Origin of the sequence: Streptomyces sp. NPDC007157 (assembly GCF_040634235.1) — a bacterium.
Lineage (GTDB): Bacteria > Actinomycetota > Actinomycetes > Streptomycetales > Streptomycetaceae > Streptomyces.
Genome location: NZ_JBEYFE010000020.1, coordinates 41956 through 65337, shown reverse-complemented (window position 1 = coordinate 65337; position 23382 = coordinate 41956). Strand labels below are relative to the sequence as shown.

Annotated in this window: 19 protein-coding genes; 7 read left to right on the top strand and 12 right to left on the bottom strand. The window is 71.4% G+C overall.

Annotated elements, in window-relative coordinates; translation table 11 throughout:
* The first annotated feature begins 204 nt into the window (after positions 1 to 204).
* The 6 genes from ABZ642_RS31230 (at position 205) to ABZ642_RS31205 (ending at position 5233) form a co-directional block, all read left to right on the top strand.
* Positions 205 to 1254, top strand: a complete 1050-nt coding sequence (locus tag ABZ642_RS31230; RefSeq protein WP_360489890.1) for an energy-coupling factor ABC transporter permease — start codon at positions 205 to 207, stop codon at positions 1252 to 1254.
* A gap of 1 nt (position 1255) precedes the next feature.
* The gene (gene cbiQ / locus ABZ642_RS31225; RefSeq protein WP_360489888.1) at positions 1256 to 2017 is read left to right on the top strand and encodes a cobalt ECF transporter T component CbiQ; all 762 of its coding nucleotides are present in this window, start codon (positions 1256 to 1258) and stop codon (positions 2015 to 2017) included.
* Complete coding sequence (locus tag ABZ642_RS31220) at positions 2005 to 2772, top strand: ABC transporter ATP-binding protein (RefSeq protein ID WP_360489886.1); 768 nt, start codon at positions 2005 to 2007, stop codon at positions 2770 to 2772. Before cbiQ ends, ABZ642_RS31220 begins: the two co-directional genes overlap by 13 nt.
* A 53-nt stretch (positions 2773 to 2825) precedes the next feature.
* On the top strand, positions 2826 to 3287 hold the full coding sequence (locus ABZ642_RS31215; RefSeq protein WP_360489884.1) for a MarR family transcriptional regulator: 462 nt from the start codon (positions 2826 to 2828) through the stop codon (positions 3285 to 3287).
* Positions 3288 to 3481: 194 nt separating this feature from the next.
* Entirely contained in the window at positions 3482 to 3928 is a 447-nt protein-coding gene (locus tag ABZ642_RS31210) for an organic hydroperoxide resistance protein (protein ID WP_360489882.1), read from the top strand.
* Positions 3929 to 4063: 135 nt separating this feature from the next.
* Positions 4064 to 5233: a serine hydrolase domain-containing protein gene (locus ABZ642_RS31205; protein WP_360489880.1), complete on the top strand. Its 1170-nt coding sequence runs from the start codon at positions 4064 to 4066 to the stop codon at positions 5231 to 5233.
* Between the two features lie 160 nt (positions 5234 to 5393).
* Here the strand turns inward: ABZ642_RS31205 and ABZ642_RS31200 are convergent, their stop codons facing one another.
* The 8 genes from ABZ642_RS31200 to ABZ642_RS31165 all read right to left on the bottom strand — a co-directional run bounded on the left by ABZ642_RS31200 (position 5394) and on the right by ABZ642_RS31165 (position 15837).
* Positions 5394 to 5669, bottom strand: a complete 276-nt coding sequence (locus ABZ642_RS31200; RefSeq protein WP_360489878.1) for a DUF1876 domain-containing protein — start codon at positions 5667 to 5669, stop codon at positions 5394 to 5396.
* A gap of 94 nt (positions 5670 to 5763) precedes the next feature.
* A complete protein-coding gene (locus ABZ642_RS31195) occupies positions 5764 to 6645 on the bottom strand; it encodes an NAD(P)-dependent oxidoreductase (RefSeq protein ID WP_360489876.1) in 882 nt (293 codons plus the stop codon).
* Positions 6646 to 6785: 140 nt separating this feature from the next.
* Positions 6786 to 9539 carry an alkaline phosphatase family protein gene (locus ABZ642_RS31190; RefSeq protein ID WP_360489874.1) on the bottom strand — a complete coding sequence of 918 codons (2754 nt, stop codon included), beginning with the start codon at positions 9537 to 9539 and terminating at the stop codon, positions 6786 to 6788.
* A 13-nt stretch (positions 9540 to 9552) separates the two neighbouring features.
* Positions 9553 to 10902 (bottom strand): ABC transporter permease, encoded by a 1350-nt coding sequence (locus ABZ642_RS31185; RefSeq protein ID WP_360489872.1) that lies wholly within the window; start codon positions 10900 to 10902, stop codon positions 9553 to 9555.
* On the bottom strand, positions 10899 to 11840 hold the full coding sequence (locus ABZ642_RS31180; protein ID WP_360489870.1) for an ABC transporter ATP-binding protein: 942 nt from the start codon (positions 11838 to 11840) through the stop codon (positions 10899 to 10901). Before ABZ642_RS31180 ends, ABZ642_RS31185 begins: the two co-directional genes overlap by 4 nt.
* A gap of 192 nt (positions 11841 to 12032) precedes the next feature.
* Positions 12033 to 12554, bottom strand: a complete 522-nt coding sequence (locus ABZ642_RS31175) for a YbaK/EbsC family protein (RefSeq protein WP_360489868.1) — start codon at positions 12552 to 12554, stop codon at positions 12033 to 12035.
* A gap of 315 nt (positions 12555 to 12869) precedes the next feature.
* Positions 12870 to 15104, bottom strand: coding sequence for an MMPL family transporter (locus tag ABZ642_RS31170; protein ID WP_360489866.1), 2235 nt, complete (start codon positions 15102 to 15104; stop codon positions 12870 to 12872).
* Between the two features lie 124 nt (positions 15105 to 15228).
* On the bottom strand, positions 15229 to 15837 hold the full coding sequence (locus ABZ642_RS31165; protein WP_360489865.1) for a TetR/AcrR family transcriptional regulator: 609 nt from the start codon (positions 15835 to 15837) through the stop codon (positions 15229 to 15231).
* Between the two features lie 188 nt (positions 15838 to 16025).
* On the opposite strand from ABZ642_RS31165, the gene ABZ642_RS31160 reads away from it, so the two are divergent.
* A complete protein-coding gene (locus ABZ642_RS31160; protein WP_360489864.1) occupies positions 16026 to 19364 on the top strand; it encodes a S41 family peptidase in 3339 nt (1112 codons plus the stop codon).
* A 154-nt stretch (positions 19365 to 19518) separates the two neighbouring features.
* Here ABZ642_RS31160 and ABZ642_RS31155 read toward each other — a convergent pair whose 3' ends face one another.
* The 4 genes from ABZ642_RS31155 to ABZ642_RS31140 all read right to left on the bottom strand — a co-directional run bounded on the left by ABZ642_RS31155 (position 19519) and on the right by ABZ642_RS31140 (position 23271).
* The gene (locus ABZ642_RS31155; RefSeq protein ID WP_360489862.1) at positions 19519 to 19812 is read right to left on the bottom strand and encodes a hypothetical protein; all 294 of its coding nucleotides are present in this window, start codon (positions 19810 to 19812) and stop codon (positions 19519 to 19521) included.
* Positions 19813 to 19907: 95 nt separating this feature from the next.
* Entirely contained in the window at positions 19908 to 20792 is an 885-nt protein-coding gene (locus ABZ642_RS31150; RefSeq protein ID WP_360489860.1) for an SDR family oxidoreductase, read from the bottom strand.
* Positions 20789 to 21745: an alpha/beta hydrolase gene (locus tag ABZ642_RS31145; protein WP_360489858.1), complete on the bottom strand. Its 957-nt coding sequence runs from the start codon at positions 21743 to 21745 to the stop codon at positions 20789 to 20791. Before ABZ642_RS31145 ends, ABZ642_RS31150 begins: the two co-directional genes overlap by 4 nt.
* The gene (locus tag ABZ642_RS31140; RefSeq protein ID WP_360489856.1) at positions 21742 to 23271 is read right to left on the bottom strand and encodes an NAD(P)/FAD-dependent oxidoreductase; all 1530 of its coding nucleotides are present in this window, start codon (positions 23269 to 23271) and stop codon (positions 21742 to 21744) included. Before ABZ642_RS31140 ends, ABZ642_RS31145 begins: the two co-directional genes overlap by 4 nt.
* Positions 23272 to 23382: the final 111 nt, after the last annotated feature.

The window sequence follows — 23382 nt, the reverse complement described above, 5'->3', positions numbered from 1 at the left end:
CCCTTTACGCTCCGTTACCTTTGCGAAAGCTGTGCATCCGCTTCTTATCCAAATGTCGCACATTTTCCTGATTGCGCTTGTGGAGACCGTGACATCTCATGCGACTCCTCGGTACACCTCCACATGCTTCGGCCCGCCTCGGTGTGCGATACACAACTCTCTCGCTCTTGCAAAAGCTTCGCAACAACACCTTAAAATCGAACCGTGCATGTACCTGACGGATTCATCGACGCCCCCACCTCCGCGGTCACCGCGGTGGTCGCGACCGGTGCCCTCGCAGTGAGCCTGCGCGGCGCCCGCCGTGAACTCGACGAGCGCACCGCGCCGCTCGCCGGCCTGGTGGCGGCGTTCATCTTCGCCGTACAGATGCTCAACTTCCCCGTCGCGGCCGGAACAAGCGGGCATCTCCTGGGCGGAGCGCTGGCCGCGATACTCGTCGGCCCGTACACCGGCGTCCTGTGCGTCTCCGTGGTGCTGCTGATGCAGGGCATCCTGTTCGCGGACGGCGGCCTGACCGCGCTCGGCGTCAACATCACCGACATGGCGATCGTGACGACCGTCGTCGCGTACGCCGTCTTCCGGGGTCTGCTGAAGGTCCTGCCGCGCACTCGGCGTTCGGTGACCGCCGCCTCCTTCGTCGCCGCCCTGCTCTCCGTCCCGGCCGCCTCCGTCGCCTTCACCCTCCTCTACGCGATCGGCGGAACCACCGACGTGTCGATCGGCAAGGTGGCCACGGCCATGATCGGCGTGCACGTCCTCATCGGCGTCGGCGAGGCCGCGATCACCGCGCTCACGGTCGGTGCGGTCATCGCGGTGCGCCCGGACCTGGTGTACGGGGCGCGCGAGCTGCGGCAGGGGCTGAAGTTGCGCGTGAACGGCGTGCTGGTGGACGCGCCGCCGTCGCGGTCGGCGCCCACGGCGCCCGTGGCGGCGCGCACCTCGCGGCGCGCGCTGTGGATCACGGGACTCGCCACCTCTCTGGTCCTCGCCGGCTTCGTCAGCTTCTACGCCTCCGCCGACCCGGACGGTCTGGAGAAGGTCGCCCATGACAAGGGCATCGACGTGAAGGCGCAGGAGCACGCGGCCGCCGACTCCCCGCTCGCCGACTACGGCGTCAAGGACGTCTCCGACGCCCGTCTCTCCGGCGGTCTCGCGGGCGTCATCGGCGTCGGCGTGACCGTCGTCGCCGGTAGCACGGTGTTCTGGGCGGTACGCAGGCGCCGGGGCGCGGAATCGCCGTCCGAGGCGCTCTGACATGGGCGCCGGGCACACCCACAGGCTCTACCGGCACGCGCACTCCCCCGTGCACGCGCTCCCCCCGCACACCAAGCTCGCCGCCGCCTTCGCCTTCGTGGTCGTCGTGGTCTCGACACCGCGCACGGCGATGTGGGCGTTCGCCCTGTACGCCGTGCTCCTCGCGGGCGTCGCGCACCACGCTCGCGTGCCCGCTTCCTTCGTCCTGCGCCGGCTGCTGATCGAGGTGCCGTTCGTCGCCTTCGCGGTGCTGATGCCGTTCGTGGCGGAGGGCGAGCGGGTCGGCGTCCTCGGCCTCTCGCTCAGCGTGAACGGCCTGTGGGGCGCCTGGAACGTGCTCGCCAAGGGCACCCTCGGTGTCGCGGCCTCCGTGCTCCTCGCGGCCACCACGGAGCTGCGCGAACTGCTCCTCGGGCTCCAGAGGCTGAAGCTCCCCCCACTGCTCGTCCAGATCGCCTCCTTCATGATCCGCTACGGCGATGTCATCACCGACGAGATGCGCCGGATGCGGATCGCGCGGGAGTCGCGGGGCTTCGAGGCGCGGGGCGTGCGCCACTGGGGCGTGCTCGCGAAGTCCGCCGGCGCGCTGTTCATCCGCTCCTACGAGCGCGGGGAGCGCGTCCACCTGGCCATGGTGAGCCGCGGCTACGCCGGTTCGATGCCGGTCATCGACGAGGTGACCGCGTCCCGGGCGCAGTGGTCCCACGCCCTCGCGCTGCCCTTGTCCGCCCTTGTCGTCTGCGTGTTGGGATGGGCCCTGTGACTGCTTCCCTGGAGGTCTCCGGCCTCGCCTTCGCCTACCCCGACGGGCACCAGGCCCTGTTCGGCGTCGACTTCACCGTCACGCGCGGCGAGCGGGTCGCGCTGCTCGGGCCGAACGGCGCCGGCAAGACCACCCTCGTGCTGCACCTCAACGGCATCCTGAGCGGCGGCACGGGCACGGTGACGGTCGCCGGACTGCCGGTCGGCAAGCGGCACATGGCGGAGATCCGGCGCCGGGTCGGCATCGTCTTCCAGGACCCGGACGACCAGCTGTTCATGCCGACGGTCCGCGAGGACGTGGCGTTCGGACCGGCGGCGGCCGGGCTGAAGGGCGCCGAACTCGACGCGCGCGTGCGTACCGCCCTGGAACGGGTCGGCATGGCCGACTTCGCCGAACGCCCGCCGCACCACCTCTCCTTCGGCCAGCGCCGCCGGGTGGCCGTCGCCACCGTCCTCGCCATGGAACCGGAGATCCTCGTCCTCGACGAGCCCTCCTCCAACCTCGATCCGGCCTCCCGCCGCGAACTCGCCGACATCCTGCGCTCCCTGGACGTCACGGTCCTCATGGTCACCCACGACCTGCCCTACGCCCTGGAGCTGTGCCCGCGCTCCCTGATCCTCAGCGACGGCACGATCGCCGCCGACGGCCCCACCGGGGAACTCCTCTCCGACGACGCCCTGATGCGCGCCCACCGGCTGGAACTGCCGTTCGGCTTCGACCCGCGCGCGGCGACGGCGGGACGCGGCGGCGCCTGACGCGTTTCCCTGACGACCGTCCCGCGCGTCCTCGCGTCCGTGACAATGGGCGGGTGACGCATCAAGAGGACACGGGGCCGCTACGGCTGGACGACCAGCTGTGCTTCGCGCTGTACGCCGCGCAGCGCGCCGTGACCGCCGCCTACCGCCCGCTCCTCGACGACCTCGGGCTCACCTACCCGCAGTACCTGGTGCTGCTCGTCCTGTGGGAGCGGGGCGAGACCACGGTGAAGGAACTGGCCGGCGCGCTCCGCCTCGACTACGGCACGGTGTCGCCGCTGCTGAAGCGGCTGGAGGCGGCGGGTCTGGTGCACAGGGAGCGCTCGGAGCGGGACGAGCGCTCGGTGCTCGTCGCGTGCACCGAGCGCGCGGAGGAACTGCGGGAGCGCGCGGCGCGCGTGCCCGGCGCCCTGCTCACGACGACGGGACTCGACGGCGCGGAGGTCGCACGATTGCGCGAGGAGTTGCGGGCGCTCGCGGACCGCGCGAACCGGGCGGCCCCGCGCCCCGCATAGCAGCGCTCGCGCCCGGCGCGCGCCCCGACATCGCGCGCCCCACCTCCACTCTCACCGCTCTCCGCCCCCCTGTTACCCACGGTTTCCACCCCCTGGTAATCCGAAGACTTCCTACCGCTCGGTACCTTGTGCACGATGTACTTGCACACCATCGTGTTGCCCACCATCGTTTCCGCCCTGGGGGAGGTCCCGCCGTGACCGAAGGCGCCACCGTCGACACCCGTCCGACGAAGATCATGTATGTCGCGGAGGCGACCGCACACGGCGGCCGGGACGGGTATGTGACCAGCCAGGACGGTCAGATCGACCTCAAGGTCGCGATGCCTCCGGCGCTGGGCGGCGACGGCAACGGCACCAACCCGGAGCAGCTGTTCGCGGCGGGCTACAGCTCCTGCTTCCACAACGCGCTGATCCTGGTCGGCAACCGCGCGGGCTACGACCTGACCGGCTCCACGGTCGCCGCGAAGGTCGGCATCGGCCCCAACAGGAGTCGCGGTTACGGTCTCGCCGTCGCGCTCAGTGTCTCGCTCCCGGTCCTGGACGCGGACGTCGCCGCGAAGCTGGTGGACGCCGCCCACGAGGTGTGCCCGTACTCCAACGCGACCCGCGACAACATCGACGTGACGATCGTGCTCGGCTGACCGGACGCCCCTCCCACTCAGCCGCACCCCACTGAGGCACAGCTCACGCCCGTACCGCCCCGGTACCCAGGAATCGCAGGCCCCGCGGGTGCGTTGCGCCCAAGGGTGCAGGCGATCAGAAGGGATGTGGCGGGCGTGGACGTGAACGGCACTGTGGCCGAGGGCTTCGAGCCGGTCAGGGACGCGTTCGCGAAGAACTTCGAGCTGCTCGGGGACCGGGGCGCGGCGGTCGCCGTGTACCGGGACGGGCACCGGGTCGTCGACCTGTGGGGCGGTGCCCGGGACTTCGACGGGGACGCCGGCGAGGCACCCTGGGAGCACGGCACCGCCCAGATCGTGCGCTCGGCCACCAAGGGCGTCGCCGCCGCCGTACTGCTGCTTCTGCGGCAGCGCGGGGAGCTGGACCTGGACGCCCCGGTGGGTGACCTCTGGCCGGAGTTCAAGGCGGCCGGCAAGGAGCGGACGCTGGTGCGGCACCTGCTCGCGCACCGCGCGGGCGTACCGGTGCTGGACCGGCCGCTCACGCCGGAGGAGGCCGCCGACCCCGATCTGGGCGCGGCCGCGGTCGCGGCGCAGGCGCCGGTGTGGGAGCCGGGCACCGATCACGGCTATCACGCGCAGACCTACAGCTGGCTCACCGGTGAGCTGGTGCGGCGGGTGACCGGGCGGAGTGTCGGCGAGTGGATCTCGGACGAGATCGCCGGACCGGTCGGTGCCGAGCTGTGGCTCGGGCTGCCGGAGGCGGAGCACGCGCGCGTGGGGCGGGTCGGGCCCGTCGAGGCCCCGGAGACCGCCGGCGCGCTGCGGACCCGGCCCAAGCGGGCCGTCTCCGAGGCGTACGCCGACTCCGGGTCGCTGACCCGCCGGGCGTTCGGCGCGATCAGCCCGCTCCCGGACGAGAACGACCCCGCCTACCGCGCGGCCGCCCTGCCCGCCTCCAACGGCATCGCCACCGCCGACGGCCTGGCCCGCTTCTACGCCTCCCTCATCGGCGAGGTCGACGGCGGCAAGCGGCTGTTCGCGGCGGAGACCGTGGAGCTGGCCCGCGCCGAGCAGTCGGCGGGGCCGGACCGGGTACTGGTCGTCTCCACCCGCTTCGGGCTCGGCTACATGCTGCACGGCAGCGCGTCCCCGCTGCTCTCCCCCGCGTCCTTCGGCCACCCGGGCCGCGGCGGCGCGCTCGGCTTCGCCGACCCCGAGTCGGGCATCGCCTTCGGCTATGTCACCAACGGCTTCCGCAAGAGCGTGACGGCGGACGCGCGGGCGCAGGCGCTGGTGCGGGCGGTGCGCACGGCGCTGGCGTAACCACCGCCGCACGCACCCCGGCGCGCCCGTGTACGCGACTCACCACCCGCGCCCGCGCTTCAGCGCCGTGCGCGCCGCGAGTGCACGCCCTGCACGCCCGGCGCGCGCCAACCCCACACGCCCCGCGCGAGCACGCCCACGCCCGCGCGCCCGCGCTTCCTCACACGTTGATCGGATGCGAGTGCCGCCCGGAGTCCGCGTCGATCTCGCCGTGCGCCTTGCTCAGCAACTGCATGGCCAGCTCGTTCATAGCGCGGGCTCCCGCGATCTCCTCCCCGACTCTGGGCTGGTTGCTGTCGGATTCATGACGGCTCGCATGACCGTGCGCGCGTATCTCGGTGCCGTCGGGCAGACGCACCATGGCGACCGCGCGCGTGTGCGTGTCGTCCTCCAGGAACTCCAGCTCGACGTGCCATCCCACCACGGTTTGCATCATGGGGACCACCTCCGCAATCGCTGCTTCCAGGGTGCTCCCTCGGGGCCCCGCCCGTCACGTCGGCGCCGGACCGTGCCGCCCCCGCGCGCGCGGGTCACTTGTCGTCGAAGCTCGCGAAGTACGCGGCGGCCATGTCCTCGTCGGCGTGCCCCTGGGCGGCGGCGCGGGCGAAGCGTTCGGCGGCCGCCTCGGCGACATCGAGGCGCACGCCGTGGCTCGCGCCGGCGGCGACGATCAGCCGGGCGTCCTTCCCGGCGGTGTCCACGGCGAAGGACGGCGGGGTCAGTCCGCCGTCGAGGATCAGCCCGGCCTTGGCCCGCAGATAGCCCATGTCGAGCGGGCCGCCCGCGATCAGGTCGAAGAAGTCGTGCGGGTCGACGTCGAGGCCCTGGGCGAGGGCCACCACCTCGCCGGTCGCCGCCGTCACCGCGAGGACCCAGCTGTTGGCGACCAGCTTGAGCCGGGTCGCGGCGGCCGAGGACCCGTCGTCGCCGGTCCACAGCGTGCGGGCGCCGATCGCGTCGAAGACCGGCGTGACCGTCTCCCGGCCCTGTTCGGGCCCCGCGGCCAGGACGGTGAGCTGTCCGGCCTCGGCGGGCTGGCGGGTGCCGAGGACCGGGGCGTCGTAGAAGACCAGGCCGTGCTCGCGGGCGAAGGCGGCCAGTTCGGGGATCTGGTCGAGTCCCGCGGTGGTGGACTGTACCCAGACGGCCCCGGGCCGCAGCACGCCGGCGGCCTCGCGGACCGCCTCCAGGGCGGTAGCGCCGTCGTACAGCATGGTCAGCACGACGTCGGCGCCCTCGACGGCCTCGGCGGGGGTGTCGGTGACCTGGGCGCCGTCGGCGGCGAGGGGTTCGGCCTTGGCACGGGTGCGGTTCCAGGCGCGGACGGTGTGCCCGGCCTTCAGGAGGTTGCGGGCCATCGCGGCGCCCATGATGCCGGTGCCCAGAAAAGCCACGGTCGGCTTGTCGGTCATGACGTCTCCCTGTCCTCGTACGTTCCGCAGCAAGCTTGGCGCATGGCGCGGCGGCCTGCGCGCGGCAGCCGTCCCGGGACCGGGGAGGGGGCGTGCGGGGCCCGGCCAAGGGCCCCGCACATGACCGCGTGGTGGGGCTGTCAGCCGTCGTTCTCCGAGGACGGGAGGTAGGCGCCCGGTACGTCGTCCGGCGTGTAGATCTTCTTGTCGCCGGGGTACGGCTTGGTCCAGTTGTGGGTCTGGTACCACGTGTAGCGGTTCATCTGGGTGGGGTTGGCGTAGTCGGGCACGGCGTTCGGGCCGGTCAGCCGCTGGTGCGAGGCCCAGGTCCGCCACTGTGCCGCAAGCGTCTTCTCGGCGGCCGGTACGGAGACGGTCGTGGGCGCGGCCGCCGCGTCGGTGTCCTGGGCTGCCGGGGTGTCCGAGCCGCAGGACGGCTGGGGGTTCACCCCGAGGGTCAGGGAGGTCCGGTTGGGGACCGCCGTGAACGGCGTGTCGTCCGCCTTGCGGGTGAACGCCCCGTACATGGGCGTGGCCGCGCTGTCGAGCTGGTTCATCGGGTGGATCCCGAGGATCTGCTCGATGGTGCGGACCATGGTGATCTGCGAGTAGTAGTGGTCGTCGACCGTGCCGTGCTGGGCGTACGGGCTGATGACCTGGACCGGGGCGCGGTGGCCGTCGACGTGGTCGAGGCCGGCCTGGGAGTCGTCCTCGACGACGAAGATCGCCGAGTCCTTCCAGTACTTGCTGTGGGTGATCTCGTCGACCATCCGGCCGACCGCGAGGTCGTTGTCGGCGACCTCGGCGGCCGCGTTGGCCGGGCCGCCGGTGTGGTCGTTGGAGAACCAGAACATGTTCAGGTTCGCCGGGCCGCTCTTCTCGAAGTCCTGCTTCCAGATCTGCTCTTTGTAGATGTCCGGGACGTCGAGGTCGAACAGCGGGAAGCCCTGCACCGACACGTCGTTGAGCGAGGGGATCGCCGAGCCCGTCTTGATGGGGTAGGCGGTCTGGGCCCCGGTCGCGGCCATGTTCTTGCTGTCGCAGTACAGGTTCTGCCAGTTCGCGCCGGCCGGCTTGCTCTCGTACGACTGGAACTCGCCGAAGTCCTTGACCGACTTGCCGGCCGCCTGCGCGCCGGTCCAGATGAAGCCGGTCTTCTGGTGGCCGAGGACGTCGTTCTCGGTGTCGTAACTGCGGGTGTACTCGCCGGCCGACGACTCGGTGTACTCCGGGTTGTCGGACTGCATGAGCCAGTTGTGGCCCTCGGCGGAGTTGGTGCCGATGTCGTAGAAGTTGTCGTACAGCCCGAACTGCTGGGCCAGCGCGTGCTGGTTGGGCGTGACGTTCTCGCCGAACTGGGTGAGCGAGGAGTTGCCATCGCCCTGCGGGAGGTCGCCGAAGACCTGGTCGTAGGTGCGGTTCTCCTTGACGAGCAGGAAGACGTGCTTGATCGTCGAGGGGTCACCGATCCGCTTCGGGACCGGGACGGCCTTCTTGTGGCTGTTGCCCTTGGCGGTCTTGACCGAGCCGCCGGTCCAGCCGTTCTGCTTGAACACCTTGGCGGTCTCGGACCTGACGACCTGGTCGCTCGGCAGCGTGAACTGGGTCAGGCTCGACGTGGTGTCGTGCGTGTTGTGGCCGGCCGCGTCGGGGCGCAGGGCGTCGATGCCGCGGGTGTTGGCGACGACGACCTTCTTGCCGATGGCGGTGATGCCCGACGGGAAGTAGTCGGTGGGGAGCAGACCGACGTAACGGGCGGGCTGCTGCGGGGAGGTGTAGCGGTAGACGGCGACCGCGTTGGCGCGGCCGAGCGTGACCAGCAGGTGTCCGTCGTCGGTGAGCGTGACCGCGTTGGGCTCGTAGCCGACCGAGGCCTCGGGCCACGGCTGGGTGGCGATGGTCTGGACGACCTTGTCCTTGCGGGTGTCGATGACCGACACGTTGTTGTCGGCGGTGTTGGTGACGAACACCGCGCCCTTGCTCGCGTACACCGCGGTCGGGTGCAGGCCGACGGTGATGGTGCCGACGGCGGCGGACGGGTCGGCGGTGTCGATGACGCTGACCGTGCCGGTGGTGGAGGCGCCGGTCTTCGGATCGGCGACCACGTCGGTGCCGTAGGAGTTGATGGTGGTGTCGCCGGCCTCGGCCGGACGGCCGCCCTCGTTGCTGACGTAGAGCTTGCCGCCGACCAGGGCGAGACCGCGCGGGGCGTTGCCGACGGCCCAGGTCTGCTTGATCGTGCCGGTCGCCGCGTCGATCGCGACCACCTTGTTCTGGCCGTTGACCGCGGAGTACACGGTGGAGCCGTCCGCCGCGAACACCGCCGCGCCCACCAGCGCCTGCTTGGAGCCGTCGGCCGCGATCGGAACGGCCGTCGGGCCGCTGAGGGTGCCGTCCGCGTTGACGGTGAACCTGGTGTAGCCACCCGCCTGGCCCAGCCACAGCTGCTTGCCGTCGGGCGAGTAGGTCGGGCCTTCCTGACCGACGGCGCCGCTGCTGATGCGCAGGTCGTCCGCCGCGTTGGTGCCGACCTTCTGCTTCACCTGTCCGGTTGCCAGGTCCATGATCACCAGGGACGCGTCACCGTCGGCGACCGAGGCCGCGAGGTGGGTGCCGTCCGGGCTGACCGTCGACGACATGATCTTGCCGTCGTTGATGACGGTGCGGCTGCCGTACGGCTTGATGTACTGGTCGCTGGAGATGACCTGGCCGTTGGCGGTGGTCTGGCCGACCTGCTGGGTGCCGAACTGGTACGTGGAGGCGACCGCGGTGCCCGTGATGCCGAGGGCGACCGCGATGCCCGTCGTCACCAGCAGGGCGCGGCGGCCGACGTGCCGGCCGAAAACGTTGAGCTGTCTCTTCTCGCTGATCCGACGCTGGCGGGTTACCTGCACGGAACTGTTCCCTTCAGTGGGTTTCAAGCAGGTCGACGTTGCCGTCGAACTGCCAGAGCGGGTTCGGGGCGTCACCGGTCGACGTCCGTACGAGGAAGTAGCCGTTCACTTCCTTCGGACCGTCGCCGTCGGCCACGAACCGCCCGTCCGAGGTGATGTCGAGCTGGTAGACCGCCGTCCCCGTCACCGAGACGCCGGGGAGGTGCCAGCTCACCACGCAACGCCAGTCGTTCCCCGCGCCCTCCTGGGCGGCCTGGCCGTCGCTCTTGGTACACGCCGCCGTGGCCCCCAACTGCTTTTCGGTGACGGCGGGTCGATGGAGTTCCTGCGTCTGCAGGCGGTAGAGGTGCGCGAAGACCGTGGCGAGGGACTTCTGCACCTTGTCCTGTTCGATGCCGGAGCCCGTCGAGGGTGCGGCCACGGCGACCGCCCCGACGGAGACGGCGGTCAGCGCGGCCAGCGGCAGCACGCCGAGGGTGATCGCGCGGCGCCCGGAGCCGTCGTAGGCCGGATTGGTGAAGTCGCGCCGCACGAACAGCACATGGGCCAGTACGGTCGCCAGCACCGCCCACACCAGGCTGACCGCGACGGCGGTCAGCAGCGGGGCGAGCTGGACGGGACTGGTGAACAGGCCGTTCCAGGAGATGAAGGCGTAGGTGGGCAGGGCCAGGCGCACGGCGACAGGCAGCGGCAGCATCTGGGCGACCGACATCGCGAGGGCGACGATCGGGGGCAGCAGCAGGCCCATCGGGGAACGGCCCAGCGCGACCGACCCGAGCAGTCCGATCGCGGCGAGGGCGAGGGTCGGTGCGAGGGCCGCGATCCAGGAGAGCAGCACCCGGCCGGCCGCGTCCCCGGGCGACAGCAGATGCCCGTCCAGTCCCACCAGGGGCTGGTTGCCGACCGCCGCGAGTCCGCCGACCGCGCTGGAGACGGCCAGTCCGGCCACCAGCAGCAGGATGACGGTGAGGCTGGCCAGGGACTTCGCCACGAAGATCCGCGCGGGCGAGCGGACCGCCACCAGCAGATGGCGCCAAGTGCCGAGCCGGTCCTCGGAGGCGAACACGTCGCCGGCGACCACCGAGGTCAGCAGCGGCAGTGCCCAGGTGCCCGCGAAACCGAGCATCACCAGCGGTCCGGCCCAGCCCGTGGCGTGCATCCAGCGGCCGAAGAGCGTGTCGGAGGGGAGCGTGCTCTGCCCGCTCACCCCGGCGACGAAGAGCGCCGGCGCGATCCAGCAGGCGAGCACCAGCAGCCGGATCCGCCACTGGGAGACCAGCTTGACCAGTTCGAACCGGTAGCCGCGCGACACCGGCACGCGGCGGGCGGCGGGCGGGCGCCCGGCGACGGTGGTCGCGGTCATCGGCCGGCCTCCTCTTGTTCGGTGAGGGCGAGGAACGCGGCCTCCAGCGGCGATACGACGGGGGCGAGTTCGCGGACCGCGACGTCCGACCGCACGACCTTCGCGACGAGTTCGTCGAGGGCGGGCACCAGCGCGCGTACGACGAGCACGTCGGCGTCCTGTCGTACGCCGCTGTCGTCGACGATCCGGACGCCCGCCGTGCCGGCGGCGACCCGACGCGCGGCCTCGGGGTCGGAGGTGCGCAGCCGGTAGTCGAGTTCACGGTTCTCGGCGGCCAGCTTGTTCAGCGGGCCGGAGAAGACGACGCGTCCGGTGGCGAGGATGGTGACCTCGGAGCACAGGGCCTCCAGGTCGTCCATGCGGTGGCTGGAGAGCACCACGCCGGTTCCGTCGGCGGCGAGCCGGGTGAGGACGCCGTGCACATGTCTCTTGCCGGCCGGGTCCAGGCCGTTGGACGGTTCGTCGAGCACGAGCAGCCGAGGCCGGGTGAGCAGGGCGGCGGCGAGCCCGAGCCGCTGGCGCATGCCGAGGGAGAAGCCGCGGGTCCTGTCGTCGGCGACATCGGTGAGCCCGACCTCGCCGAGCACGCCGTCGATGCCCGCCGGCCCCGTGTCCAGGCCGCGGAGGGCCGCCAGCGCGGCGAGGTTCTGCCGGGCGGTGAGCGAGGGATAGAGACCGGGCGCGTCCACGAAGCCGGCGACACCGTCGGGGGCGGCGAGCGTCCGCTCGACCGGCGTCCCCAGGATCTCCAGCCGGCCGCCGTCGGCGACGGCCAGCCCCAGCAGCAGGCCGAGCAGTGTCGTCTTACCGGCGCCGTTCGGTCCGACCAGGCCGTGGATCTGACCTTGTGTCACATCCAGGTCGACACCGTCGAGTGCGACGATGTCACCGAAACACTTGGTGATCCCTCGGGCCCGGACAGCGTGGAGCGTGTCCATGAGTCCCCTGAGTCCCTTCTTCCGCAACTCGCAGGGACCTTACGGAGAACACACAACCCAGGCACAGGCGTTCGGTTGAACGCTCGAAGAACGGTTCGTCAAGGCAACGGCAAGTCCTGTGGCCGGAAACCGACTCGGCGCCGTGGCGGACGGTCACCCGGTGGGCTCGCGCGACCGCGGCGACCGGTGGGATCACCCGGTCGGATCACGCACGTCCACGACGGTGGCACCGGCGTGCTCGACCAGGGTGGCGGGCGGGATCGGGAAGACGGCGTGCGGGTCGCCCGCGGCGGCCCACACCACGTCGTGCCGCAGCAGCGCCCGGTCGGCGAGCACGCGCGTGCGGGTACGGTGCCCGAACGGCGGCACACCCCCGATGGCGTACCCGGTGGTCTCGCGTACGACGTCCGCCTTGGCCCGGGTGACCTTCTCCGCGCCGAGTTCCTTGCGCACCAGCTCCAGGTCGACGCGTGAGGCGCCGTCCATCAGCACCAGGACCGGCACCCCGTCGGCCGCGAAGATCAGCGACTTGCAGATCTCGCTGAGCTCGCAGCCGATCGCCGCGGCGGCCTCGGCGGCGGTACGGGTCGCGTCCGGGAACCGCCGGACCCGCGAGGTCAGTTCGCCGAGCCCCAGTTCCGCCAGGGCGGCGGCGAAACGAGGGTGGGCTCCGGGGCCCTGCGCGTCGGCGTCAGTGGCGGCTGTCGTCGTCATAGGGGGCACGCTAACCAAGTGGCCCAGCCGATGGCGAGCGGGTTAACGCCGGGGCGCCCGTGGTGGTGCGCGGGGGCGCCTGGGGTCGTGGTGCGCGCGGGCGCCTGTGGTCGTGGTGCGCGCGGGCCTGTGGCGCCGGATCGCGCAGGCGCCTGTGATCATGGCGCGCGGGCGCCCGAGGCCATGGCGCGCGCGGGCGCCCGAGGCCATGGCGCGCGCGGGCGCCCGAGGCCGTGGTGCGCGCGGGCGCGAAAAAGCCGGTGAGGGCGCCCCGTCCCCACGGACCCTCACCGGCGGTCTTTCACGAACCGTGTGTCAGGCGCGTACCAGCTCGCGGTCCTCGTCGTCCTTGCCCGAGTCGTCGCCGGCGTTCCTGTCGGACAGGCCGCGCAGGCCCTCGCCCTCGACGTCGACGTTGGGCAGCACACGGTCCAGCCACTTCGGCAGCCACCAGGCGCGCTTGCCGAGCAGGGCGAGCACGGCCGGGACGATCGCCATGCGGACGATGAACGCGTCGAAGAAGACGGCGATCGCGAGGCCGAAGCCGATCATCTTGATCATGGACTCGCTGGAGCCGATGAAGCCGGAGAAGACGGCCATCATGATGACGGCGGCGGCCGTGACGACCCGTGCGCCGTGCTTGAAGCCGGTGACGACGGCCTGGCTCGGCTTCTCGCCGTGGACGTACGCCTCCCGCATCCGGGTCACGAGGAACACCTCGTAGTCCATGGCGAGGCCGAAGACGACGCCCACCATGAAGATCGGCATCATCGACATGACCGGGCCGGTCTCCTCGACGCCGAGCAGGCCGGACAGCCAGCCCCACTGGAAGACCGCGACCACGGCGCCCAGGGCCGCCATCACGCTGAGCAGGAAGCCGAGGGCGGCCTTCAGCGGGACGAGGATCGAGCGGAAGACGACGATCAGCAGGAGGAAGGCGAGGCCGACGACCAGGACCAGGTAGGGGATCAGGGCGTCGTTGAGCTTCTGCGAGACGTCGATGTTCATCGCCGTCGAGCCGGTGACCAGGACCTTGGCGTCCGTGTCGGCGGTGATCTCGGTGCCCTGGTCGCGGATCGCGTGGACCAGGTCCTCGGTGGTGGTCGAGGACGGCTTGGACTTCGGGATGACGGTGATGGTCGCGGTGTCGCCGGCCTTGTTGGAGGCGGCCGGGGTCACCGTGACGACGTCCTTGAGGCCCTTGATCTCGTTGTCGACCTTGTTGAACGCGGCTTTCGGGTGGGCGCTGTCCTTGGCGTCGACGACGACCATGAGCGGGCCGTTGAAGCCGGGGCCGAAGCCGTCGGAGAGCAGGTCGTAGGCGCGGCGCTGGGTGGTCGAGGTGGGCTGGGAGCCGTCGTCGCCGAGACCGAGCTGCAGGGAGGACGCGGGGACCGCCGCCGCGCCGAGGCCGACGACGCCGAGCAGCAGGACGGCGACCGGGCGCCGTACGACGAAGCTCGCCCAGCGGGTGCCCATGTTGGGCTTGTCGGCGTGCTTCTTCTTCGCGCGGCCGCCGCCGAGCAGCTTGCTCTTCTCACCGGCGGGCTTGATCTTGCGGCCCGCGAAGCCGAGCAGCGCCGGGATGAGGGTGAGGGCGATCAGGACGGCGACGACGACCGTGCCCGCGGCGGCCACACCCATCTTGGTGAGCATCGGGATGTTGACGACGGAGAGTCCGACCAGGGCGATCACGACCGTCAGACCGGCGAAGACGACCGCCGATCCCGCCGTGCCGACCGCGCGGCCGGCGGCTTCCTCGCGTTCGCGGCCCTCGGCGAGTTCCGCGCGGTAGCGGGAGACGATGAACAGGGCGTAGTCGATGCCGACCGCGAGGCCGATCATCGTGGCCAGTGTGGAGGTGGTGGAGCCCAGGTCGAGGGCGCTGGCCAGGGCCGTGATCGTGGAGACGCCGATGCCGACGCCGATGATCGCGGTGAGCAGCGGGAACCCGGCCGCGAGCAGCGAGCCGAAGGTGATGACCAGGACGACCGCGGCGATGGCGATGCCGATGACCTCGCTGGAGCCGGTCTCGGGCGTGGCACTGAGCGCGTCGCCGCCGATCTCCACGGTCAGCCCGGCGTCCCGCGCGTCCTGCGCAGCCGCCTTCAGGGCGTCCCGTGAGGAGTCCTCCAGCTCCATGCCGGAGACCTTGTACCTGACCGAGGCGTACGCGATCCTGCCGTCCTTGCTGACGGCCTTGCCCTTGTAGGGGTCGGCGACCGAGTCGACCTCGGAGCCGCCGGACAGTTCCTTGACGGTCTTCTTGACGGTCGCCTTGTTGAGCTTGTCCGTCATCTTCTCGCCGGCGGGCGCCTTGAAGACCACGCGCGCGGTGGCGCCGTCGGAGCTGGTGCCCGGGAAGCGCTGGTCCAGCAGGTCGAAGGCCTTCTGGGCCTCGGTTCCGGGGATGGAGAAGGACGTGTTGCCGGCGGCGGGGGCACTGGCCGCGCCGACTCCCGCGAGGGTCAGCAGCGCCACCCATATGAGGGCGACGAAGTGCCGTCGCCTGAAGGCGAGCCGGCCCAGTTTGTAGAGAAACGTGGCCACGAGGGCGTACTCCCGGTCAGGTCGTGGGGTATTCAGGGCAGGGGTGATCAACCCGGCGGGTGGCAGGGGTGATCGGCCCGACGACGTGAGCGAAGGCGTCAGGTGGGCTGGCTGTGGGGAGGGGTCAGCCGGTGGTGGGGGCGCCGAGTGCGGGGAGCACCACGGCGTCGATGTACGACAGGATGAAGGCCTGGTCGGGCGGCTGCTCGTCGATCAGGGACCGGGCGGCGAACCCACCGATCATCATGTGCATCACGAAGTCGATCGCCGGGTTGTCCGCACGGACCTCGCCCCGGTCGATGGCACGCCGCAGCACCTGGTTGAAGTCGGCCATCTCGGGCCCGATCAGATGCTCCTTGAACGCTTCCAGGAGGTCCGGGTTGCCATGGACAGCCATGGCGAGACCTCGCATCAGCGCGGAGTTCTGCTCCATCTCGCAGTCGTCCGAGCGCAGCGTGAGGGCGTGCAGATCGCCCCGGAGCGAACCGGTGTCGATCTTGCCGAGACCCGCGCCCCCGGGCTTGGTGTGCCGTACGGCCTTGGCCACCAGTTCGGCCTTGCCGCCCCACTGGCGGTAGAGGGTGGCCTTGCTGGACTTGGTACGGGCGGCGACGGCGTCCATGGTGAGGGCGTCGTAGCCGACCTCACGGAGCAGGTCGAGAACGGCCTCGTACAGCTCGGTCTCGCGCTCGGGCGTGATCCGACTGCGACGCGCCGTTGCGACCTCAGCCATGCCACTCACCCTTCCCTGCTCCATCGGCACCCGGGTGCGTACATCCTGCACCTCGCTGCGTACATATTGAAGATACCCCGGGATCTAGAGAAACGAAACCGTTTCGTACGTGTGCTCCCTCACGTAAGTCCGCCACGCGCGCGTGCCCACGAGTTGCTGGCCCCCTCTACCCGGAAAAGCATGGGGAGGTGAGCTATCTGCGCCTGCCGCATCTCCACGGTGACCTGTTGTGCTTCGTGGCCGAGGACGACCTCTGGCTGACCTCGCTGGACGCCCCGGGCCGCGCCTGGCGGCTCACCGTCGACCGCACCAAGGTCGGCCATCCGCGCTTCTCGCCGGACGGTCGCCAGGTCGCGTACACGAGCTGGCGCAGTCTGGTGCCCGAGATCCACCTGGCCGACGTGGACGGCGGCCCGGGACGGCAACTGACGTACTGGGGCAGCGCCGACACCCAGGTGTGCGGCTGGACGCCGGAGGGCGACATCCTCGCGGTGGCCTCCCAAGGGCAGCCGTTCTCCTATTTCACCTGGGCCTACAAGGTGTCCCCCGACGGCGACCCGGGCCGCAAACTGCCCTGGGGGCCGGTCTCCGACATCCAGGTCGCCGACGTCGAGGGCGAGCGCAGGGCCCTGCTGCTCACCGGCACCCCGCCGCACGAGCCGGCCGGCTGGAAGCGCTACCGGGGCGGCGCCATGGGCCGGCTCTGGCTGCACGGGCAGCGGCTGCTCGCCGGCATCGACGGCCATCTGGACTCCCCGATGTTCGTCGCCGGCCGGATCGCCTTCCTCTCCGACCACGAGGGCGTCGGCAACCTCTACTCCTGCGCCTACGACGGCTCCGACCTGCGCCGCCACACCGACCACGACGCCTTCTACGCCCGGCACGCCGCCAGCGACGGCACCCGGGTGGTGTACCAGTGCGCGGGCGACCTGTGGCTCGTCGACGACCTCGGCCCGGACTCGGCGCCGCGCAGGCTGGACGTGCGGCTGTCCGGGCCGCGCGCCGGGCGCCGCCCCTACCAGGTGCCGGCCGCCCAGCACGTCGACGGCGTCTCCGTGGACGAGACGGGACGGGCCAGCGCCATCGTCGTACGCGGCAGCCTGTACTGGCTCACCCACCGCGACGGCCCGGCCCGCACCATCGCCGACACGCCGGGGGTAAGGGTGCGGCTCCCGGAGATGCTCGGCTCCACCGGGCAGATCGCGTACGTCACGGACGCCGGCGGCGAGGACGCGGTCGAGATCGCCCACCTGCCCCGGGCGAGCGGCGACCGCCCACCGCGCCGGCTGGCCTCCGGGAAGCTGGGCCGGGTCCTTGAACTGGTCTCCGACCCCCTGGGCGAGCGGCTGGCGGTGGCGGCGCACGACGGGCGGCTGCTGTTGATCGACGTGTCCGAGGATGTTGAGGACGACGGGGCGTCTGTTGATTCCATTGACGGTATTGACCATGTTGATGACGCCGCCCCCGCCGGCATTGATCCTGTTGACGGCGAGGGCTCCGACGACATGGTCACCGAGTTGATCCGGTCGATCAATGGTCCGGTCCGTGATCTGGCCTTCTCACCGGACGGGTCATGGTTGACCTGGTCGCATCCCGGCATCGGCCGTTCGCTGCGGCAGATCAAGATGGCCCGGATCAGCGACCGGCTCGTCATCGACGTCACCAACGGCCGCTTCGAGGACGAGAACCCGGTCTTCACCCGCGACGGCCGCTATCTCGCGTTCCTGTCCTGGCGCGGCTTCGACCCGGTGTACGACGTGCACACCGGCGACCTGTCCTTCCCGCTCGGCTGCCGCCCCTACCTGGTCCCGCTCTCCTCGGCGACCCCCTCCCCCTTCGCCCTCAGCCCCGACGGCCGCCCGGCAGCGGGCGGTCTGGACCCCGTCGAGGACGAGGAGCCCGGCGAGGGCGGCACGGTCACGGTCGAGGTGGAGGGACTGGAGAACCGGGTGACCCCGTTCCCGGTCACCGCCTCCAAGTACTCGGCGCTGTACCCGGTCGCGGGCGGCGGTCTGGTCTGGCTGCGCTGGCCGATCTCGGGCGCGCTGGGCGAGACCTTCGTCAATCCCGCCGACACCAGCGGCCGGCCGACCCTGGAGTACTTCAACATCACCAAGGCGAAGAAGTCCGAGCTCGTGGACCATCTGGACTGGTTCACGGTCAGCGGGGACGGCAGCCGTCTGGTCGTGGTCGACGAGGGCGAGCTGCGGGCCGTTCCGTCGACCGAGTCCGGCGACGCCGACTCGACCGTCTGGATCGACCTGCGCCGCATCCTGCACCAGGTCGACCCGCCCGCCGAGTGGCGGCAGGCGTACGCCGAGGCCGGCCGCCTCATCCGCGACTACTTCTGGGACCCCGGGATGTGCGGCATCGACTGGGACGGAGTGCTCGACCAGTACCGCCCGCTGGTCGAACGGGTCGCCTCCCCGGACGAGTTCGCCGACCTCCTGCGCGAGGTCCTCGGCGAACTGGGCACCTCGCACGCCTACGTCACCCCCGCCCGCCGCAACGAGGGGCCGCCGCACTACCAGCGTTTCCAGGGCCTGCTCGGCACCGACTTCGTCCGCCGGGACGGCGGCTGGACGGTCAAGCGGATCCTGCCCGGCGACTCCTCCGACTCCAAGGCGCGCTCCCCGCTCGCGGGCACGGGGATCAGGGAGGGCGCGGTGCTCACCCACGTGGACGGCAGGCCGGTGGATCCGGTGACCGGCCCGTACCCGCTGCTCGCGGGAGCGGGCGGTACGACCGTGGAGCTGACGTTCGTGCCGGGCGACGGCGAGCCGGGGCCGCCGCGCCGGGTCGCCGTCCTGCCGCTGATCAACGAGCGTCCGCTGCGCTACCAGGACTGGGTGGCCAAACGCCGTGCCGTGGTCAGGGAGTCGAGCGGCGGCCGATGCGGCTACCTGCACATCCCGGACATGGGCGGCTCGGGCTGGGCCCAGTTCAACCGGGATCTGCGCCTGGAGGTCTCACGCCCCGCGCTCATCGTCGACGTGCGCGGCAACGCGGGCGGCCACATCAGCGAACTCGTCGTCGAGAAACTCACCCGGACCATCCTCGGCTGGGACCTGACCAGGGACGCGCAGCCGGTGTCGTACGCCTCCAACGCCCCGCGCGGCCCGATCGTCGCGCTCACCGACGAGGCCACCTCCTCCGACGGCGACATGATCACGGCCGCGATCAAGCTGCTCAGGCTCGGCCCGGTCGTCGGCCAGCGCACCTGGGGCGGCGTCGTCGGCATGACCGGGCGGCACCGCCTGGGCGACGGCACGGTGATCACGGTGCCGATGAACGCGGCCTGGTTCGAGGAGTACGGCTGGTCCGTCGAGAACCACGGCGTCGCCCCCGACGTGGAGGTCCTGCGCACCCCGATGGACTGGGCGGAGGGCCGCCACGTGGAGATGGACTACGCGATCCAACTGGCCCTGGACCTCCTGACCGACCACCCGGCGGCGATCCCCCCGGACCACAGCGAGGTACCGGACAGATCCCGCCCGAAACTCCCGCCGAGGCCGACGGCTCCCTGAGACGCCGGGGAGCATCCCGGCCCCAGGGGCGCGGGGAACTGCGCGAGCAACCACAACGGACCCGCACGCCCCCGACCCCCTGGGCGCCCGAAAACGCAGGGCGCCCTCCGGATCGAAGGGCGCCCCACATCATTCGGCCGAGCCAGTGCGACGACTACGCGTCGTAGTCCTGGTCGAACCGGTCCTGCATCTCCTGCTCGGTGTCGTCGATGTTCGGACGACCGCGCTCAGGCACCTGCCGGCCACGCTCCTGCGTCGCCTGCCGACCACGCTCCGGCATCGCCTGCTGGCCACGCTCCTGCGTCGCCTGCCGGCCACGCTCGGGCATCGCCTGCTGGCCACGCTCGTGGGCCTGCTGGGCCTGCTGACCGCGCTGCTGCGTCTGCTGCTGGCCCTCGTGCATCTTCTGCTTGGCCTGACCCTGCGTCTTGCCGGCCTTGTCCTTCATACCCATGTGGGTTCACTCCCGTGGAGGGTGAGGGGATTGGCCCATCAGTGGGGCCTCGACCAGATTCACACGGGCCGACTACGCTCGCATTTCGATCAATGACGGTGCGTAGCGCGCGCCTCCTCGTCAGCCGCCCCACCTGCGCCGACGAGCCCGGTGCGCATGCCCTGCAAGCGGGGCGCGAACCGCTTCATCTCGCGCTGCCCGACCGTGCCGATCAGCGCCGGCAGGTACCCGCGCACGCCCTGCATCCCGCGCAGCCACCACTGCCCGTACACATGCGCCGAGCGCCGCTCGATCCCGGCCACGATCCGGTCCACCGCCGGGCCCAGCGGATATGTCTTGTTCGCCGGCCACGGCAACCGCTGCCGCAACTCCCGCATCACCTCATCCTGGTCGGCGCCGCGCACCATGTCGGTGTCCGTCCAGGACAGGTACCCGACCCCGACCCGCACCCCCTGGTGACCGACCTCGGCGCGCAGACTGTGCGCGTACGCCTCCACGCCCGCCTTGGACGCGCAGTACGCCGTCATCATCGGCGCCGGCGTGATCGCGGCCAGCGACGCGATCTGCAGCAGATAGCCCCGGCTCTCCGTGAGCACCGGCAGGAACGCGCGCGCCGTCACCGCCGAGCCGATCAGGTTGACCTCGATCACCCGCCGCCAGGCCTCGGGATCCGACTCGGCGAACGGACCGCCGTTCGCCACCCCGGCGTTGGCCACCACGATGTCGACCTTCCCGAACCGCTCCTTGACCTCCCGCGCCACCCGACTCATCGCCTCGTGGTCGGTGACGTCGGCGTACCAGTACGCGCTGTCGGTGTGCAGCCGCCCGGAGACCTCCTTGAGCGCCTCCTCCTCCAGCCCGACCAGCGCGACCTTCGCCCCGCGCGCGGAGAGCTTGCGGGCGAGCAACTCGCCGACCCCGCGCGCCGCTCCGGTGACGACGGCGACCTGTCCTTCGAGACCGACCCTGCTCATGAGCCCTCCTTGATCCGCTCGGGCGCCTCGGCGCCGGCTCGGCCGGGGGTGGCCGTCACATACGCGGCGACCAGTTCCCGGATCTTTCCGTTGACCAGCTCCGGCGCCTCGACCGGAGTCATGTGCCCCATGCCGGGCAGCTCGGTGAGACCGAGGGAGTGCGGCAGCGCCGCGGCCAGCGCCCGGGCGTGCAGAGGGGGCGTGAGCCGGTCGGACGCACCGCTGATGACCGCTGTGGGCGCGCGCAACTCCCTTACGCCGTCGTCGAGGTCGAGGTGCGCGAGGACGATCGCCCAGGCGTGGCGCACAGCGCGCGGGCAGGCGTGAACGATCCGCGCGCACGCCTCCACCATGTGCGGGTCGGAACCGGCGCCCATGGTGGCGTACTTGAGGATGCTCCGGGCCACGGGCGTGACCGGTCCGAGCGGGGCGCGCGATGCCAGGACGTGCGTCGTGAGCCAGGTGCGTACGGCCCCCGCGCGCAAGGGTATGACGCGCGCCTCCGCCACCAGTCGTGAACTGCCGGTGCTGCACAGCAGGACCGCGGCGGCGTGCTCACGGAAGCGCGGGCGCGCGGAGGCCGCCATGACGCTCATGCCGCCCATGGAGTGCCCGACGATCACGGCCCGCTCCCCGCCCGAGAGCGTGTGCGCGAGCACCGCGTCGAGGTCGTCCGCCAGCGCCTGGGTGGTGCACGCGGGGCTCGCGGGACTGCGCCCGTGCCCTCTCTGGTCGTACGCGATGACCCGGTGGTCGACGGCCAGTTCCCGTATCTGCGCCGCCCAGAAGGCGGTCGAGCAGGTCCAGCCGTGGGCGAGGACGACGGGGGGCGCGTTCTCGGGGCCGTGCACCTCGACGTGCAGGCGCGCGCCGTCGGCGGAGACGGCGGTGCGTTCACGCGCGGGCACGGGCGGGGCGTACGGCCCGGTGGTCACATGGGTGAGCCGGCTCACGCGTCCACCTCCGCACCGGACTTGGCGCCGTGCGCGCCGTCCGCGTTGCCGGCCAGGGCCGCGCGGACCACCTCGTACTCCGCGAGATCCACCCGCTGGGTCGCGCGCCGGAACTCCGTCGTCGTGCCGGGCCAGATGGTGGTGTTGCGGCCGTTCGCGTCCAGGTACCAGCTGGTGCAGCCGCCGGTGTTCCACACGGTGCGCTTCATGCGTTCCTGGACCTTGTGGTTCCAGGCGGCCACGGCGGCGGGGCGCGCGTCGAGGGCCGCACGCCCCCCGAGGACACGGAGCTGGCGCAGGTAGTCGGCCATGTAGTTCAGCTGGGACTCGATCATGAGGATCATGGAGGAGTTCCCGAGGCCGGTGTTGGGCCCGATGATCGTCATCCAGTTGGGGAACCCGGCCGCGGCGGCGCCGCGCAGCGCCTCCATGCCGCCCTTCCAGGCCTCCGCGAGGGTCCGCCCGTCGGCGCCGACGACGCGCTCGGCGATGGGCATGTCGGTGACGTGGAAGCCGGTGCCGAAGATGATGGCGTCGACCTCGGCGCTGCTGCCGTCGGCGGCCACCACCGTCGATCCGCGGATCTCGCCGAGCCCGCTCGCCACCACGTCCACGTTGGGCTGGGCCAGCGCCGGATAGTAGGTGCTGGACAGCAGGATCCGCTTGCAGCCGATGCGGTAGTCCGGGGTGAGCCTGGCGCGCAGCGCGGGGTCCTTGACGGCGCGGGCCATGTTGCGCTTGGCGAGGCTCTCGATCAGGCCGAGTTCGTCGGGGCGCTTGGTGAACGCCTGGACCTGGAGTTCCCGGATGCCCCACAGGAACCCGCGCCGGGCCTGGGTGGTGAAGGGCAGCGTGCGGTGCAGCCGGCGTTCGGCGGCGCTGATGGCGCGGTCCACGCGGGGCATCACCCACGGGGGCGTGCGCTGGAAGAGAGTGAGTTTCTCGACCTCGGGCTGGATGGCGGGCACGATCTGGATCGCGGAGGCGCCGGTGCCGACCATGGCGACCCGCTTGCCGCGCAGGTCGTAGTCGTGGTCCCAGCGGGCCGAGTGGAAGACCTTGCCGGGGAAGGAGTCCAGCCCCGGGATCTCGGGGATCTTCGGGTCGGACAGCGGCCCGGTGGCGGAGACGACGACGTCGGCCGAGAGCGAGCCGGAGGCCGTCTCGATGTCCCAGCGCAGTTTCTCCGGGTCCCAGGTCATCCGCTTGACCTCGGCGTCGAAGCGGAGGTGGGGCCGCAGCCCGAACACATCGGCGACGTGCTCCAGATAGGCGCGGATGTGTTCCTGGCCGGAGAAGGTGCGCGGCCAGTCGGGGTTGGGTGCGAAGGAGAAGGAGTACAGGTGGGACGGCACGTCGCAGGCGCACCCCGGGTAACTGTTGTCCCGCCAGGTGCCGCCGACGCTGCCGGCCCGTTCCAGGACGACGAAGTCGGTGATCCCCTCCCGGCGCAACCGCACGGCCGCGCCCAGTCCGCCGAAACCGGACCCGATCACCGCCACCCGTACCTGCTCGTGCTGGGCCATCCGGAGCCTCCACGCATCGACCATGATTACGCCAGTGAACACTGGCACGATTGGACTGTAGAGCAGCTCCCTACTGATGGGTAGAGCCCGGACGGACGAAAGTTACCGGCG